This window comes from Streptomyces sp. WAC 01529, assembly GCF_003945545.1.
Taxonomy (GTDB): domain Bacteria; phylum Actinomycetota; class Actinomycetes; order Streptomycetales; family Streptomycetaceae; genus Streptomyces; species Streptomyces anatolicus.
Genome location: NZ_CP029617.1, coordinates 4,391,899 through 4,407,754 on the forward strand (window position 1 = coordinate 4,391,899; position 15,856 = coordinate 4,407,754).

The 15,856-nt window shown below is 70.5% G+C and carries 14 protein-coding genes; 3 read left to right on the forward strand and 11 right to left on the reverse strand.

From position 1 onward, the window contains the following. Positions 1–93: 93 nt before the first annotated feature. Positions 94–1,050 carry a PRC and DUF2382 domain-containing protein gene (locus DMA15_RS19865; protein WP_125514142.1) on the forward strand — a complete coding sequence of 319 codons (957 nt, stop codon included), beginning with the start codon at positions 94–96 and terminating at the stop codon, positions 1,048–1,050. A gap of 391 nt (positions 1,051–1,441) precedes the next feature. Here DMA15_RS19865 and DMA15_RS19870 read toward each other — a convergent pair whose 3' ends face one another. From DMA15_RS19870 to DMA15_RS19880, 3 genes are all read right to left on the reverse strand, one after another. Continuing rightward, positions 1,442–1,789 (reverse strand): hypothetical protein, encoded by a 348-nt coding sequence (locus DMA15_RS19870; protein ID WP_125514143.1) that lies wholly within the window; start codon positions 1,787–1,789, stop codon positions 1,442–1,444. 135 nt (positions 1,790–1,924) lie between these two features. Beyond that, positions 1,925–2,539, reverse strand: a complete 615-nt coding sequence (locus DMA15_RS19875; RefSeq protein WP_125514144.1) for a hypothetical protein — start codon at positions 2,537–2,539, stop codon at positions 1,925–1,927. Between the two features lie 30 nt (positions 2,540–2,569). Next, positions 2,570–3,019 (reverse strand): DoxX family membrane protein, encoded by a 450-nt coding sequence (locus tag DMA15_RS19880; RefSeq protein ID WP_125514145.1) that lies wholly within the window; start codon positions 3,017–3,019, stop codon positions 2,570–2,572. 180 nt (positions 3,020–3,199) lie between these two features. Between DMA15_RS19880 and DMA15_RS19885 the strand changes: the two genes are divergently transcribed. After that, positions 3,200–4,435: an amidohydrolase family protein gene (locus tag DMA15_RS19885; protein WP_125514146.1), complete on the forward strand. Its 1,236-nt coding sequence runs from the start codon at positions 3,200–3,202 to the stop codon at positions 4,433–4,435. 33 nt (positions 4,436–4,468) lie between these two features. Next, positions 4,469–5,389 carry an FkbM family methyltransferase gene (locus DMA15_RS19890; RefSeq protein WP_125514147.1) on the forward strand — a complete coding sequence of 307 codons (921 nt, stop codon included), beginning with the start codon at positions 4,469–4,471 and terminating at the stop codon, positions 5,387–5,389. A 58-nt stretch (positions 5,390–5,447) separates the two neighbouring features. On the opposite strand, the gene DMA15_RS19895 is transcribed toward DMA15_RS19890, so the two are convergent. The 8 genes from DMA15_RS19895 to DMA15_RS19930 all read right to left on the reverse strand — a co-directional run bounded on the left by DMA15_RS19895 (position 5,448) and on the right by DMA15_RS19930 (position 15,554). After that, positions 5,448–6,209 (reverse strand): glycosyltransferase family 2 protein, encoded by a 762-nt coding sequence (locus DMA15_RS19895; protein ID WP_125514148.1) that lies wholly within the window; start codon positions 6,207–6,209, stop codon positions 5,448–5,450. A 3-nt stretch (positions 6,210–6,212) separates the two neighbouring features. Then, positions 6,213–6,833: a UTRA domain-containing protein gene (locus DMA15_RS19900; RefSeq protein ID WP_125514149.1), complete on the reverse strand. Its 621-nt coding sequence runs from the start codon at positions 6,831–6,833 to the stop codon at positions 6,213–6,215. Positions 6,834–7,168: 335 nt separating this feature from the next. After that, positions 7,169–11,392: an AAA family ATPase gene (locus tag DMA15_RS19905; protein WP_125514150.1), complete on the reverse strand. Its 4,224-nt coding sequence runs from the start codon at positions 11,390–11,392 to the stop codon at positions 7,169–7,171. A 507-nt stretch (positions 11,393–11,899) separates the two neighbouring features. Further along, positions 11,900–12,235: a MerR family transcriptional regulator gene (locus DMA15_RS19910; protein WP_125514151.1), complete on the reverse strand. Its 336-nt coding sequence runs from the start codon at positions 12,233–12,235 to the stop codon at positions 11,900–11,902. 725 nt (positions 12,236–12,960) lie between these two features. Beyond that, positions 12,961–13,275: an SCO5918 family protein gene (locus DMA15_RS19915; RefSeq protein WP_125514152.1), complete on the reverse strand. Its 315-nt coding sequence runs from the start codon at positions 13,273–13,275 to the stop codon at positions 12,961–12,963. Between the two features lie 40 nt (positions 13,276–13,315). Beyond that, complete coding sequence (locus DMA15_RS19920) at positions 13,316–13,603, reverse strand: CBS domain-containing protein (protein WP_125514153.1); 288 nt, start codon at positions 13,601–13,603, stop codon at positions 13,316–13,318. Between the two features lie 69 nt (positions 13,604–13,672). Further along, complete coding sequence (locus DMA15_RS19925) at positions 13,673–15,046, reverse strand: DEAD/DEAH box helicase (RefSeq protein WP_240659860.1); 1,374 nt, start codon at positions 15,044–15,046, stop codon at positions 13,673–13,675. Between the two features lie 304 nt (positions 15,047–15,350). Next, complete coding sequence (locus tag DMA15_RS19930) at positions 15,351–15,554, reverse strand: cold-shock protein (RefSeq protein ID WP_023586116.1); 204 nt, start codon at positions 15,552–15,554, stop codon at positions 15,351–15,353. Positions 15,555–15,856 lie beyond the last annotated feature (302 nt).

Sequence of the window (15,856 nt, forward strand, 5' to 3'; positions counted from 1 at the left end):
GCAGGCGTCGGCGGCGCGGGATGGGTACGAGGCGTGCGTCGTCCTTGGCGGATTGGTTTCTGCCCGTCGCATGCTCCAAGGGAGTGATCACCCATGACGCAGGGCGAGGCCTTCACCAACCCCGATGCGCTCAAGGGCCTGACAGCCTACGACCGGACCGGCGAGAAGATCGGCAGCATCGAACGGGTCTACCTCGACGACCGCAGCGGACGCCCCGAGTGGGTGACCGTGAAGACCGGCCTCTTCGGCATGAAGGAGAGCTTCGTGCCGCTGGCGGGTGCCCGGCTGCGGGGCGACGACCTGCACGTCACGGCCACCAAGGAGGCCGTGAAGGAGGCGCCGAGGGTGGATGCCGACCAACACCTCGACCCTGGCCAGGAGCACGAGCTGTACGCCCACTACGGCCTGACCCGGCCGGGTGCCGCGACCGGCACCGGCAAGGCGGCGACCGGCACCGGTATGGGCACGGCGGGCACCGCGGGCACGGCCGGTCTGGCCGGCGCCGGTGCGGGCCAGGGCCGGAACGCCGGTGACCGCGAGTACGCCATGCGGGCCGGTCTGGGCGACGACACCAAGGACCAGGAGATGGTGCGGTCCGAGGAGCGGCTGCGGGTCGGCACCGAGGAGGAAGAGGTCGGCCAGGCCCGGCTGCGCAAGACGGTCGTGAACGAAGAGGTCAAGACGTCCGTCCCCGTCTCGCACGAGGAGGTCCGCGTCGTACGCGAGCCGATCCGCGAGGGCGACCGGGTGCGCGGCACCATCGGCGAGGCCGAGACGGAGGTGACCCTGCACTCCGAGCGGGCCGTGGTGAGCAAGGAGACCGTGCCGGTCGAACGCGTGCGCCTGGAGACGGAGAAGGTCACCGAGACCGAGGAGATCTCCGACACCGTCCGCAAGGAGCAGATCGAGTTCGACGACCCCCAGCAGGCCAGGAGCCGGCGCCGTGGCGTGAAGGGCGAGCGCGGCATGAAGGGCGAGCGCGGCGTGCAGGGCGAGGGCGGCATGAAGGGTGAGGACTGGCGCGACCGGAAGCAGGGCCCGAGCCACTGACGTTCCGCCGGACCCCGGAGGGAAGCACTCGCAGGAGTGCTTCCCTCCGCTTCTGTGTCCGGGGTTCCCGCGTGTCCGTGGTCCCTGCGCCCGCGCCCGCGTCCGCCACCGGCCCCGGTCACCGGCCTCGCAGCAGCACGTCCCGGCCGAGCCCACGCCATCTCCCGCCCCACCGGCGCCACCGGGCGAGGGAATCGTTTCTCCTCGCCGCCCGTACGTGCGCGGACAGTTCGGCAAGGCCATCGGCCCGCCGCAACTGCGCGCACCACTCGCAGTAGTCAAGGCCCGGGTCGTCGTCAAAAGGCGCCATGCCGAACCCAACGATCCACCGACGCGCGTCGGAACGTCCGGGTCAGCCTCGCGTACGGATTTTCACCCGCCTGCCCAGGCCCTAGAGGCGGATCAGCCGCTGCGTGATCTCCCGGTACTCCCGCAGCGCGAGCCGGAGTTCGGTGGACTGCGTACCGGGGTCCTGGTCCTGCCAGTTCGCGCGCAGCAGCCGACGCCGCTCCGCGAGCGCCTTCACCAGCTGGTCGGCGGCCTCGTCGAGGGCGGCGTCGGCCTCTTCGAGCGATTCGTGGGGGGTCTCGTCGAAGGTGTTGATGGCGTGGCCGAGGCGCAGCGCGATCTTCTCCCGTTCGTCCGACGGGAGCAGCGGCTCCGGGCCGCTCGTGCCGCGCTGCGCGCTGCCCCGGGGGCGGTCGGCGGGCTGCTGGGCGCGTGTCTGGTCGTACATCATTGAGTGCCGCTTCCGTTGCGCCTGTGTGCGTACTGGGTACCGCTATGGGGTGCTGCGTACTGCGTGCTCGGTGCTGTCGGTGCTGCCAGTCAACGTCCGGCGAGAGCCCGTGTCAACGCGCCGCCGCGCGCCCCGTCAGAGGTGCAGCATGGCCAGCACCTCCGGGCTGCGTACGCCCGTCGCCACGCTCGGGACCTGTTCGCCGGGGCGGATCCAGCCCGCCTCCTCGGCCGCTTCGACGGCCGCCTTCTCCGCCGCCTCGGCTTCGGAGTTCAGGCCCTCGTTCCTGCCCGAGTGCCCGGCCCCCGCCGCGGCCGCGGCGGCCCGGGATGCCCCGAGGGCGGCCCGGCACGCGAGCGCGGTGGGTTCGGCGTCGTCGGCGGCGGCGATGAGCCGGCCCATCTGGGAGGCCTGCGCCGCGGCCGCCGCCGCGTTCCGGGCGCAGCGCGAGTCCGCGGCCGGGTCGGGCGCGGACTCGGAGAGCACGGCGAGAGCCTGCGCCGCCACGCGCGCCGCGTGGGCGGCCTTCCACACGGCGTCCGCGTGTTCCGCGCCATGCCGCTCGACGTGGTGGCAGAGGGCTGCCGCGCGGGCCGCCGCGCTCTCGGCACGGGCGGCGTGGCCCGCCCTGAGGGCCGCCGCCGTCGGCTGCCGCTCTTCGTGGGCTTCGTGGGCTTCGTGGTCTTTGTGGGCCTCGTGGGCCTCGTGGGCCTCGTGGGCGTTGTGGGCTTCGTGGTCGTGCTCGTTCACCGGGCACCTCCGACTCCGCGTACCTGGTACCTAAAGAAAGATCCCCAGCGCCGCGTCCAGGGACCACACCTGCCAGCTCATCGCGGAGAGCGCGACGAGCGAGATGAGCGCCATCATGAGGTTCTGCCCCTGCTCGGCCCAGTCGTGGATCATCAGTACGAGGTAGACCAGGTTGAGCACGAGGCCCGCGACGAGGGCGATCGGGGTGAGGAAGCCGAGGATCAGGCCGAGGCCGAGCGCGAGTTCCGCGTAGGCGACGACGTAGGCCATGACCCGCGGCCGGGGTTTGACCACGACGTCGAAGCCGCTGCGCACGACCGCCCACCGGTGCTTCTCGGCGATGCCCGCCGCCCAGCCGATCCCGCCCCCTTTGAACCACTCCTTCTTGTCCTTGTGGCGCCAGCTCTCCAGCCACCACAGGCCGAGCCCGATCCGGAGCACGGCCAGCCACTCGGCGCCGCCGAGCCACATCGTCTGCATCGAAAGCCTTCCCTCGACCGGAGCTGACGCTCCGTCAGTTCAGCTCACACGCCCCGCCCGCGCAAGGGGTGGGGCGAGTTCCGATGGGGTGGTTGCCGTCGTTCCGGTGAGCCCATAACCTCGATCTGATGGTCCGTCAGATTCAGTGGGCGGATCCGGCGAGCCGTAGGGGGCGACGCAGTGGAAAGCAGCGAGGTCGGCACCAAGGAAATCCCCCGGGTCATCAGCGTGGACGACCACGTGATCGAGCCCGCGCACCTCTTCGAGACGTGGCTCCCGGCCAAGTACCGCGACCGCGGGCCGAAGCCCTTCACCGCGGGCATCGGCGAACTGGCGTACGTCGGCGGGAAGTACAAGTTCACGACGGACCCGGAGGGCCAGACCACCGACTGGTGGGAGTACGAGGGCGACATCTTCCCGTACAAGCGCATCATCGCCGCCGTCGGTTTCTCCCGCGACGAGATGACCCTGGACGGCATCACCCGGGAGCAGATGCGGCGCGGCTGCTGGGATCCGAAGGCGCGGCTCCAGGACATGGACATCAACCACGTCGAGGCCTCGCTCTGCTTCCCCACCTTCCCCCGCTTCTGCGGGCAGACCTTCGCCGAGGCCAAGGACAAGGAGGTGGGCCTCGCCTGCGTCCGCGCCTACAACGACTGGATGGTCGAGGAGTGGTGCGGCGACAGCGGGGGCAGGCTGATCCCGCTCTGCCTGATCCCCCTGTGGGACATCGACCTCGCCGTCGCCGAGATCCGGCGCAACGCCGCCCGCGGGGTGCGTGCGGTGACCTTCTCCGAGATCCCGACGTATCTGGGGCTGCCGTCGATCCACTGCGGCTACTGGGACCCGTTCTTCGCGGTCTGCGAGGAGACCGGCACGGTCGTGAACATGCACATCGGGTCCTCGTCGCAGATGCCGGCGGCGTCGCCCGACGCCCCGCCCGCCGTCCAGGCCGCGCTGAGCTTCAACAACGCCATGGCGTCGATGATGGACTTCCTCTTCTCGGGGGTCCTCGTCAAATTCCCGAGGCTCAAACTCGCCTACAGCGAAGGGCAGATGGGGTGGATCCCGTACGCCCTGGAGCGCGCCGACGACGTATGGCAGGAGCATCGCGCGTGGGGCGGGGTGAAGGATCTGGTCCCCGAGCCCCCATCGACGTACTACTACCGGCAGATCTTCTGCTGCTTCTTCCGCGACAAGCACGGCATCGAGTCGATCGAGACGGTGGGGGTCGACAACGCGACCTTCGAGACGGACTACCCGCACGTCGACTCGACCTGGCCGCATACGAAGCAGGTGGCGCAGGAGCACGTCGGCGGGTTGTCCGAGGAGGTCGCGTACAAGCTGCTGCGGGGCAACGCGATCCGGATGCTCGGCCTGCCGTTCGACCAGGGGCGGGGAGCCGCCCGGCGTTAGGGTTCGCCTGTTCCCTGCTGGAAAGGCGATCGGATGAGCATCCCCACGACGGAGGCCCTGGTCACACTCGGCCGCGCCTATGTACGGCGAGCCCCTGGGACGCTGTTCAAGAGCGCGCTCGCCGCCCGTTTCCTCAATCCACGCCTGCGGGACCATCCCCGCCGCAGGGTCGTCGACGTGGAGTGCGGCGCGCGGTTCGCGGTCGACACCCAGGACCTCATCCAGCGCTATCTGTACCTCTTCGGCGTCTGGGAGCCGAACATGACGCGGTGGCTGAGGAGTCGCCTGCGCGGCGGTGACGTGCTGGTGGACGTCGGTGCCAACGTAGGAGTCTTCGCCGTCCTCGGCTCCCGGCTCGTCGGTGACACGGGCCGGGTCGTCGCCGTCGAGGCGTCCCCGGCCTTCCACCGGCGGCTGCTGCGGAACGCCGCGCTGAACGGCTGCGAGAACATCCGCGCGGTCAACGCCGCGGTCTCCGACAGCCACAAGTCGCTGACCTTCATCCTCGCCAGCTCCCACAACATGGGCGCGAACTCGATCGTTCCCTACGAGGGTCCCGCCGAGTCCACCTTCGAGGCGCGGGCGCTGCCGCTCCCGGAACTCCTGGAGGCGGACGAGATCGCCGGGGCCCGCGTGATCAAGATCGATGTCGAGGGCGCGGAGGGCGGGGTCGTCCGGGGCCTGCGGCCGGTACTGGACCGGCTCCGCCCGGACGTGGAGATCGCCGTGGAGGTCACGCCCGAACGCATGGCCCAGCTCGGCGACTCGGCCGACGAACTGCTCGCCACCATGCGGGAGCACGGCTTCCACAGCTACCGCCTCGCCAACGACTACGCCCCCCAGAGCTATCCGCGCGCGATGAGGAGCCCCGCGCCTCCCGTGCGGTGGCGAGGTCCTGTGGTGGGCGAGACCGAGCTGGTCTTCTCGCGGGTCGACGCCGAGATCCTGGTCTGACTGGTCTGACCGGTCTGGCTGGTCTGACCGGTCTGGCTGGTCTGACGGGGGCGCGGGGTCAGTCCGTACTGACGGGATACCCCCACTGGAAGTGGCCCAGCGCCCGGGCACGGGCCTCGACGACGGCCATCCGGGCGGCCCGCTCGGCGGCGTCCGTGTGGGAGGTCTGGCTGGTGGCCTGGCCCTCCCACTTGCGGTAGAGGAGCCCCACCTCGGCCGAGAACCAGCCGCGGGCCACGGAGTTCAGCGCGAGGAGCAGGCCCGTGTCCTCGGAGGCGGGCAGTGCCATCCAGCCGCCGAGCGCGACGAGCAGGTCGCGCCGGACGAAGAGCGTCGCCGGGTGCACCTGCGCGCGGAAGTCGTGGGCCGACCAGTAATCGAGGACCGCGCCGCGCTCGACGGGGCCCTGTTCGGGGTCGCCGGGGAACCCCGCCGTCGAACCGTCGGGCAGCAGGTCGAGCACCCGGGAAGTGGCCCAGCCGAGCGTCGGGTCGCCTTCCAGCGCGGCGAGATCGCGGGCCAGCGCGCCGGGCGTGAGCTGGTCGTCGGCGTCCAGGATCTTGACGTAGTCGCCGTCCGCGTGGGCGAGCGCCATCGTGCGGGCGACGCCGGGTCCGCCGGGGCGCCCCTGACGGAAACCGACCCGCTCGTCGTCCGGGACGTGCCGGGTGACCTCATCCGTCCTGCCGTCCTCCTGGATCAGCCACCGCCACTCCCAGCCCTGGGGCAACTCCTGCTCGCACAGGGATGCGTACGCCGCCGGCAGGAAGCGCGCCGACGGGGCGTGAACGGCCGTGACGACCGTGATGCGCCTGCCCATGGCTCACCACCTCTCCAGGCGAGTCGTGAAGATCAGTTCCGTGCGGTCACCGGGCATGATCACGTCGGACATCTCGACGACCCGGTCCTCGATGTCGTACGCGAGCTTGCGGATCGCGAGGACCGCGGCGCCGGGCGGCAGACCGAGTTCCGGTCCCTCCTCGGGCGTCGGCGGGCGGGCCGTGACGTGCTCCTCCATGCGGTCGATCTCGATGCCGACGGTGTGGAGCTGGCTCATGGTGCCGCCCGGCCACGGTTCGTTCCTCTCGTCCAGGAGGGCGGGGTTGGGCTCGACGAGGCTCCGGATCAGATACGACGTCACCAGGGTGAACGGCGCGTCCTCGGCGCTGTACCGGGTGCGGTAGGTGCGCTCCACCAGTGGGGTGCCCTCGGCGACCCCCATGGCGTCGCCGATCTCCTTGGGCGCCTCGATCTCGCGGTACGAGGCGTGGAAGACGAGGTCGTCGACGTCGAGGCCGGTGTCGTGCTCGGTCGAGCCCGTGGCGAGCCGCTTCTCCTCGGGCTGGCGGGCGCGGTCCTTCTCCCACTGGTGGCGGCCGTTGTCGCGCCGCACAGGCGTGCGGGGCGGGTGCCCCTCCGCCGAGTTTTCGCTGGATTTCGCCACTGCCGCTCACCGTCCCGTCGTTCGACAGGACTCAGCGTACGACTCCTCATCAGGACGCTTACGTGATCGACGTTATGCCAACCGCCTGACTTACCGGCGATTTCCCGTTCCGGAAGGCGAAGAGGTTTTCGGCCGCATCGCCGTCGTAAAAAGAAATGCCCGACCGCTGGCGACGGGGGATGCACCAACGATCGGGCTGTAGCCAACAGTAACAAGGCCGCATCCATGTGGGGAGTCAACTTCGCAGCTGAAATGGGGGGTTGTGATCGGGATCACGCCGTGAAGGTGCGGTGTTCAACTGCCTTCCGCAATCCTGTTGAAGAGCAGAGTTCTCGCTACTCGTCGCACGGGGGCTCGTATGACAGCCGGGGCAGATACTCACGCCACTTTTCCGGTGTCAGAACGCCCCGAGTGGTCGAGCAGACGCGGCGAATCGCCGCCTCGGTGTCGAGGTTCCACATCCGGACGGTATCGGTGCCGCTGGACACCCCGAGCATGTCGCTCTGCGGACTGAACGACAGAAAGCTTCCCGCCTTGGCGTTGGGGCTCATCGACTGGCCGATGGCGGACGCCTCGGAGGGGTGGGCGACGTCCCAGAGCCGCACCGTGTTGTCGTTGGCGCCGGTCGCCAGGGTCGAGCCGTCCTGGCTGAACGTCAGCGACACCACCGCGTCGGTGTGGCCGGTGAGCGTGGCCTCCGGCCGGGTCGCCTTGGTCCGCGAGTCGCCGTGCGCGCCGGAGTGCGGGGCCCCGGGATCCCAGAGCCGGACCGTGCCGTCGTCGCTGCCGCTGGCCAGGGTCTTGCCGTCCGGGCTGTAGGAGAGCGTGTTGATGGGGCCGAGGTGCCCCGTCAGCGGCTTGCCGGACCGGGTGGCGTGACGCGGGTCGGCCGTCTTCCAGAGCCGGATGGTGCCGTCCGCGCTGCCGCTGGCCAGGCGCCGCCCGTCCTTGTGGAAGACAAGGGAGTTGACGTACCCCTTGTGGCCGGTGAGCGGCTCGCCGAGCGGGCGGAGACGAGAAGGGTCGGCGACGTTCCACAACTGGATGGTGCGGTCGGTCTGGGGGGTCGCCAGCGTGCGTCCGTCGGGGCTGAACGCCAGCGCGGCCGCGAAGCGCGTGCGCAGCGCGACGGGCGGCCCGTACGCGACGGGCCGGGTCGGGTCGGTGACGTTCCACAGCCGGACCGCGCTGTTCGCCGTCAGCACCGCGAGCGTGCGCCCGTCGGGGGAGAACGCCAACGTACGTACGTCTCCCTTCCCGTCACCCTTCCCGGACCGGAACGGCTTGCTCAGCGTGACCGGTCTGCCGGGGCGCGCCACGTTCCACAGCCGGACCTTGTCGTCGCGCGCGGCCGTGGCGAGCACCTTGCCGTCGGGGCGGAAGGCACCCATCCGGCCGATCATGTCGGTCGTCGGTATCGACCACAGCCGTACCTTGTTGTCGCCGGTCCCGGTGGCGAGCGTCCGTCCGTCGGGGCTGAAGCCGAGCGCGTACATCTCCCCGCTGCTGCCGGCGAGCGGCTCGCCGACCTGGGACGGGTGCGCCGGATCGCTGACGTTCCACAGACTCGCCGTGCTGTCCGCGCTCGCTCCGGCGAGCATCGTCCCCGCGGCGTTGAAGGAGACCGACCACAGGGGGCCGGTGTGGCCGGTGAGCGGCGCGCCGAGCGGTTTCGCGCGCCGGGGGTCGGCCACGTTCCAGAGCCTGAGGGTGTTGTCCGAGCTGCCGCTGGCGAGCGTGCGCCCGTCGGGGTTGAAGGCCACGGAGTGCACCCCGCTCGTGTGGCCCTTCAGTACCTTCCCGATCGGCTTCGGGCGCCGCGGATCGGCCATGTCCCACAGCCGGATCGTGCTGTCGTCGCCACCGGCGGCCAGCGTCCGCCCGTCGGGGCTGAAGGCGACGGAGCGCACGGCCGCCGTGGCGCCGGTCAAGGTGCGCAGCGCCTTCGGCCTGCCCGGTTCCGCCACGTTCCACAGGCGGACGGTGTGGTCGTCCTGGGCGGTGGCGAGCGTGCGTCCGTCGGGGCTGAAGGCGACCAGGTAGATCGTGCCGCCGTCGCCGGTCAGGGGCGTGCCCAACAGGCGCGGGCGGCGGGGGTCGCGGATGTCCCACAGCCGGATCGTGCCGTCGTCCGACGCGCTGGCGAGCGTGCGGCCGTCCGGGCTGAAGACGGCGCTGCTCACCCAGCTCTTGTGGCCGGTCAGGGGCTTGCCGACGCGCTTGGGGCGCGAGGGGTCCGCCACGTCCCACAGCCGTACGGTCCGGTCGTAGCTGGCGGTGGCGAGGAGCCGTCCGCTCGGGCTGAACGAGGTGAGGTAGACGGCGCCGGTGTGGCCGAGCAGTGGTGTGGCCAGCGGCGCGTTCACGATCGAGAGCAGGCGGTTGCGGGTGGCCGCGTCGTCCGGCCGCATCCGGTGGGCCACCAGGTCGAGCTGGGCGGAGAGCGAGGGGTCGGTGGTCTGGGCGCGATCGGCCTCGGCGACCACCTGCTGGAACACCGCGTCGTCCCGCTGCTGCCAGGCGACCACCGCCGAGACGACGGCCACCATCGCCAGGACGACGAGCGCCGCCACCGCGCCGCGGGCGATCCAGACCGTGCGCCGGCGCAGCCTGGCCGATGCCGCGAGGAACTCCGCCGCGCCCCGCGTCAGGAACGTGGCCCCGGCGGACTTCGCCCAGGCGCGGGCGTGCTCCAGACGCGAACCCCGGTAGAGCAGCGCGGTGTCGCGCTCCGATTCCTCCCAGGCGCGGCCGTCCTCCTCCAGGCGCTGGCGCAGCAGGTGGTCGTTGCGGTCCTCGTCGATCCAGTCGCGCAGCCGCGGCCAGGCGTGCAGCAGCGCCTCGTGCGTGATCTCCACGGTCTCCGCGTCGAGCGTCACAAGCCGGGCGCGGACCAGCGCTTCGAGCGACTCCTCCGTCTTGGCGGGGTCCGTCGATTCCTCCGCGAGCTGGCGCCGGGTGCCCCGTCTGCGGGTGGCCTGGGTGTCCTCGCCGAGCCGGACGAGGCGCAGCAGGAGCAGGCGCGCGGCGGTGCGGGCCGCGGGGTCGAGGTCGGACCAGGCCCGCTCGGCGGTGGCGGCCACCGCGCCCTGGATTCCGCCCGCCGCGCGGTATCCGGCGAGGGTCAGCCGTCCCGTCTTCCGCCGCTGCCAGGTGGCGAGCAGGGCGTGGGAGAGGAGCGGCAGCACGCCCGCGTCGTGCGTCCCGCGGGGGCCGTCGGTGCTCACTTCGCGGACGATCAGCTCGGCGAGGCCCGGCTCCAGCTCCAGCCCCACGGACTTGGCGGGCCCGGTCACCGCCTCGCGCAGCTCCGCGTTGGTCAGCGGGCCGAGCACCATGTGCCGGTGCTGGAGCGCGTCGGCCAGTTCGGGGTGGCCGAGGCACTGCTCGTAGAAGTCCGCGCGGATGCCGAGGACGACGAGGGCGGGGGCGAGGGCATCGGGGCCGGGGTCGGCGGCATCGGGGGCGGGGGGCGAGCAGGCGGTGTGCAGGAGATGGACGAACGTACGCCTGTCCGCCTCGTCCGAGCAGAGGGTGAAGGCCTCCTCGAACTGATCCACGATGATGACGGGCCGGGCGCCGGAGGGGGTGGTGTGCCGCGCGGCCCACGCGGCGATGGCCTTGCTCGCGGCGCGCGTGAACTCCGGGTCCTCGGCGGGGGCGGCGGGGTGTGTGGTGTGCGGGGCGTGGGTGGTTGCCGTGGTGCGCGGGGCGGGTGCGGTGGCCGTGGCGTGGGCGGGAGCGTGGGCCGGGGCGTGCCCGGGGGCGGAGAGGGGGGCCGCCAGCTCGGGTATGTGCCGGGTCAGCTCGGCGAGGGGGTCGTTGCCCGGTACGAGCTGGAGCACCAGCCGTTCCTTCGCGGGGGTGCTGGGGGTGCTGGGGGTGCTGGGGGTGCTGGGGGTGCTGGAGGTGCTGGAGGTGCTCGGCGCGCCCTCACGGAGGGCTCCGTTCCGCAGGGCGGGGACCAGGCCGGCGTTGAGCAGGGAGGACTTGCCCGCCCCCGAGGCGCCGACGAGCATCACGAGGCCGCCCGACTTCTCCACCGCGCGGAGCTGGGCGACGAGCGCCTCCGTGCTCCGCTCCCGCCCGAAGAACCACCGGGCGTCCTCCTGGCGGTACGAGGCGAGCCCCCGATAGGGGCAGACGGCGGGGGCGGTCGGCGCCTCGGCCAGGGGCTGCTTCTCCCCCTCCGCGGCACCCGCGGCGGCCCGCCCGCTGACCGGGTCGGCGACCGCGCGCTCCCACAGGAGCTGCCACTGGCCCATGTCGTACAGGCCTTCGGAGACGGGTACGGGCCGTTCGCGCCGCGCCTCGGGGATCAGGACGTGCAGCACCGCCGCGAGGGCGGCGAACTGCGCGGGCACGTTCTTGGCCCGCCGCCAGTCGCTGATCCGCTGCGCCGATACCCGTACGGGCCGACCGCGTTCGTCGACCCGCTGCAACCGGACGACCGCCTCGGCCACGCGCTGGAGGGGAGGGTTCCCGGCTTCCTTGTAGAGCAGAGCGAGCCGTTCCGCGAAGGCTGTGCGTGCCCCTGAGTCGGGACTCAAGGCCTCCACCCCTTACTTCCGCCGCGCTTGGACATCCGGACCGGAAAACTCACTTTATACGGCTGACCTGCGAATAAGGGGGCCGGATGCCGCCGGAACCTCCTCCTCGGATGCGGTAACTGGCAGGATCTCAACGCAGTAGCGAACCAACCGCGAAGCGTCAGGGCAGGCCACGAGCCCGGCGTTCGGAGAGGTGCCTGATGACGCTGCGAATGCGCGGCTGGTTTCGGCCGGAGTCACGACGTGGTGGCGGCGACGATCTCGTCGCGTGAACTCGCGTGAACTCCAGAGTGCCGATCAGCCGGAGACGTCCGGATCACTTTCGTATTGATCGCAGATCCGGACTTACCCCGATCCGTGCCGCAACGCCGACGCGTCGCGGATCGACCCGCCCGCGTCGTTCGGTACCGGTCCCCACAGGGGAGGGACCGGTGCCGAACCGACGCGGCGCGAAGGGCGCCCGCTCTCCGGGACCCACTCCCCGGCGACTGCTTCCCGGCGACCACTTCGCGGTGGCTACTCCCCGCCGCGCTCTCCTCCACCGTGGAGCCTCCGGTACTCGGCGTTGATGCGCTGGGCCTCTTCGAGCTGGTCCTCAAGGATGACGATCCGGCAGGCGGCCTCGACCGGGGTGCCCTGGTCGACGAGTTCACGCGCGCGGGCCGCGATCCGCAGCTGGTAGCGGGAGTAGCGGCGGTGCCCGCCCTCGGAGCGCAGGGGCGTGATCAGCCGCGCGTCACCGATGGCGCGCAGGAAGCCAGGAGTGGCACCGATCATCTCGGCGGCCCGGCCCATGGTGTAGGCGGGGTAGTCGTCGTCATCGAGACGGCCCAGCGAGTCGTCCGCTGTCATCTCACCTCTCTGTGGAACGCGTAGAGGGGCCCTGGTGCCGTACGGCACCAGGGCCCCGAAGGAACTGCAACACCATCTGCCGACCCTAATGCTGCGTCGGCCTACTGTGTCCGCACGACCGTCCTTGATGCCGACGGAAGTACGGGGATCGCGGATGCGTGACCGGAGACCACCTGCCTATCGATGTCCTGCGGTACCCGGGCTTCAGCTTTCCCGCCCGGGCGATCCTGATGGCGCTCGATTCCTCCGTTCTTCCCTCTGAGCCTTCGCTCACTTACGGAACTGCGTACTGCGACTACTGAACTACTGGTACTGCGAACTGCGGGTACTGCTGTACTGCGAACTGCTGGTACTTCAACTGCGGGTACTGCTACTGCTGGCGGCGGCCCCTGATCACTGCGGGCCACCCGGTCCGGTCGTCAGCCCCGTCGCCGTCATGCGACAACCCTGGCTTCGAAGCTCCACCACCGCACCGTCGTACAGGTACTGCTACTGCGGGTACTGCTGCCCGGCAGTTCGTGTCTGCCGGGCCTTGCTCGATCTCGCTCGTTCTCGGCTACAACAGAAACCATAGCCACGTGAGCGCCCAATGTCTACCGCGATCAGCATAGATTTCTATGCGCTCGCCGACGAGATATTCGACCGTGCCGATCTACGCCTGGACACGACGAAGGCCCGACCGGGCGTACCGGTCGGGCCTTCGGTGCTGCGTCTCCGAGCCGTCGTCAGACGGTCACGGGCATCCCCAGCATGGCGGAAGCCCGCTGGAGCGGGCTGACGCGGACGGCGGGAGCGGGCGCGGCCGCGGGGAGCGTACGGCAGGTGAAACCGAGCTGGGCCATGGCCCGGAGAACCTCACCGGCGCTGAAATCGCGGCGGTCCTGGCGGGTGATGACCTGGCCGACCTGCTTCACGGGGTAGTGGCGGCGGCCGATGATGACGGACTCACCGGTGACCGGCTCGGGCTTGACGCCCTTCATCGTTTCCAGCACGCCGCTCTTGGTCAGGTTGAACGGGAAGCGAGCGATGACACAACGCATGAGACCTCACAGGGAGAAAGGGGAACCGAGGTGAGCTGATTCAGAGAGCGAGGGCGGGGGCCGGGGCGGCGGCGAGGCTGCCGGCGCCGATGTCGCGCAGGCGGATCCGGTCCGTGTACGCGGGGCTGTCACGGACGGCGATGAGCCGGGCGTGCGTGACCAGATCGGTGCGCCTGCCGTCCTCGTCGCAGACGAGCAGGTGCTCGACGCGGGCGCCGACCATGACGGAGAGGGCGACTTCGACGGTCATGTCGTCCCAGACCCGCGGCGCGGCTTCCTCCGCGGTGTCGGCGTTCGCCGGGCAGAGCTGCGTCTGAACCAGTGTCAAAGGGTTCCTCCTACAGAGTCCTACAGAAGAGTCCTACAGAGATGGGGCGACTTCCCGAGCACGGAAGTCCTAGGCGGCTGCCGTGTCGACGCCGCCGGTGAACGGACGCGGTACGGACGTACGCCGCACCGTGCCGACGGGGCGGCGTCGGCCGCGGGAAGAGGCGCCGCGCTTGGGGCGGTCGGCCACCGGCGCGGTGATGACGACCGGAATGCCGGACGGCGCCTGGGCACCGGTGATCCGGCCGAGCGCTTCCTCGCCGGAGCGGACCTGCGTGATCTGCGGGCGGATCCCGGCGGCCGACATGAGGCGGACCATGCCGCGGCGCTGGTTCGGGGTGACCAGCGTGACGACGCTCCCGGACTCACCGGCGCGGGCGGTGCGGCCGCCGCGGTGCAGGTAGTCCTTGTGGTCGGTCGGCGGGTCGACGTTGACGACGAGGTCGAGGTTGTCGACGTGGATGCCGCGGGCGGCGACGTTCGTGGCGACGAGCACGGTGACGTGCCCGGTCTTGAACTGCGTCAGGGTGCGGGTGCGCTGGGGCTGCGACTTCCCGCCGTGCAGCGCCGCGGCGCGCACACCGCTGTTGAGCAGATCCTGCGTCAGCCGGTCGACGGCGTGCTTGGTGTCCAGGAACATGATCACGCGGCCGTCGCGGGCGGCGATCTCGGTGGTGGCCGTGTGCTTGTCGGCGCCGTGGACGTGCAGCACGTGGTGCTCCATCGTCGTGACCGCGCCGGCCACCGGATCCACTGAGTGGACGACGGGATCGGTCAGGTAGCGGCGCACCAGCAGGTCGACGTTGCGGTCCAGGGTGGCGGAGAAGAGCATCCGCTGCCCCTCGGGACGTACCTGGTCGAGGAGCGCGGTGACCTGCGGCATGAAGCCCATGTCCGCCATCTGGTCGGCCTCGTCCAGCACGGTGATGCCGACGTGGTTCAGCCGGCAGTCGCCGCGGTCGATGAGGTCCTTGAGCCGGCCCGGCGTCGCGACGACGATCTCGGCCCCGCCGCGCAGCGCACCGGCCTGCCTGCCGATCGGCATCCCGCCGACGACGGTGGCCAGGCGCAGCTTGACGGAACGGGCGTAGGGGGTGAGTGCGTCGGTCACCTGCTGCGCGAGTTCACGGGTGGGTACGAGGATGAGTCCCAGCGGCTGGCGGGGCTCGGCGAGCTGTCCGGCCGTCCGGGCGAGCAGGGCGAGGCCGAAGGCGAGGGTCTTGCCGGAACCGGTGCGCCCGCGGCCGAGGACGTCACGGCCCGCGAGGGAATTCGGCAGTGTCGCTCCCTGAATCGGGAACGGGACGACGACACCCTGCCTGCCGAGCTCGGCCAGGAGCGGCGCCGCCATATCGAGATCGGCGAAGCCTTCCACTGCGGGGAGGGCCGGGGTGATCGTCTTGGGGAGGGCGAAACGGTCATTCGTGTGGCGTGTGCGGTTCATGCGGGAACCTTCCTCGATGCGGCGCATAACAAGGAATTCCCGCAGCGATGGGCAGCGCAGAGAACTACAAGAATGGACCGATGGTAAAAAGCGAAAGCGAACGTGGCCGAGGACGAGAATCCAAAAGAGAACTCACCCGGCCCCAGGCGCAGCATCCAACTGATCGAACGTACGTCTCCGAGCCGTTCCGGCTCGCCCGCAGGCGAAATCACTGCGGGAAACGCATGCAAAAGCAATGCAAACGCATGCAGCTGGGGCCCGCACCCCGAAGGATGCGGGCCCCAGCTACAAGAGTGCGCGAGCGTCAGGCGGGAACGATGTTCTCGGCCGTCGGGCCCTTCTGGCCCTGCGCGATGTCGAAGGTCACCTTCTGGCCCTCGAGCAGCTCGCGGAAGCCCTGGGCGGCGATGTTCGAGTAGTGGGCGAACACGTCAGCGCCGCCACCGTCCTGCTCGATGAAGCCAAAACCCTTTTCCGCGTTGAACCACTTCACGGTACCAGCAGCCATGTCAATCTCCTTTGGGGCAGTACATCGGCATCCGCACTGTGTGGACACCGTGTCGCCGCGATGATTACCCCGCCCGGAAATGACCGGTAATACAAAAGCGCCCCCGTCGCAGTATCCGACCAGGAGCACTTGAAGTTTCGGGAACCACAACTGCAACTGAGACGACAGTAGCACGCCGAGACGCCCGCCGTCCGTTAAACAATTTCCCCCGCCCCGTTACCCCAAAAACCCTTCCCGCACGGCCCATTAAACTCTCACTCCGCGAACACAGACATTGATTCTTCGAGGCCCTGCTGCAGCCG

Bases quoted from the DNA above. Each gene is read 5' to 3' on its own strand.
- DMA15_RS19915 (WP_125514152.1), bottom strand. From the start codon at position 13,275: ATGCGTTGTGTCATCGCTCGCTTCCCGTTCAACCTGACCAAGAGCGGC.
- DMA15_RS19865 (WP_125514142.1), top strand. From the start codon at position 94: ATGACGCAGGGCGAGGCCTTCACCAACCCCGATGCGCTCAAGGGCCTG.
- DMA15_RS19895 (WP_125514148.1), bottom strand. From the start codon at position 6,209: ATGGGCAGGCGCATCACGGTCGTCACGGCCGTTCACGCCCCGTCGGCG.
- DMA15_RS19930 (WP_023586116.1), bottom strand. From the start codon at position 15,554: ATGGCTGCTGGTACCGTGAAGTGGTTCAACGCGGAAAAGGGTTTTGGC.
- DMA15_RS19870 (WP_125514143.1), bottom strand. From the start codon at position 1,789: ATGATGTACGACCAGACACGCGCCCAGCAGCCCGCCGACCGCCCCCGG.
- DMA15_RS19910 (WP_125514151.1), bottom strand. From the start codon at position 12,235: ATGACAGCGGACGACTCGCTGGGCCGTCTCGATGACGACGACTACCCC.
- DMA15_RS19925 (WP_240659860.1), bottom strand. From the start codon at position 15,046: ATGAACCGCACACGCCACACGAATGACCGTTTCGCCCTCCCCAAGACG.
- DMA15_RS19880 (WP_125514145.1), bottom strand. From the start codon at position 3,019: ATGCAGACGATGTGGCTCGGCGGCGCCGAGTGGCTGGCCGTGCTCCGG.
- DMA15_RS19890 (WP_125514147.1), top strand. From the start codon at position 4,469: ATGAGCATCCCCACGACGGAGGCCCTGGTCACACTCGGCCGCGCCTAT.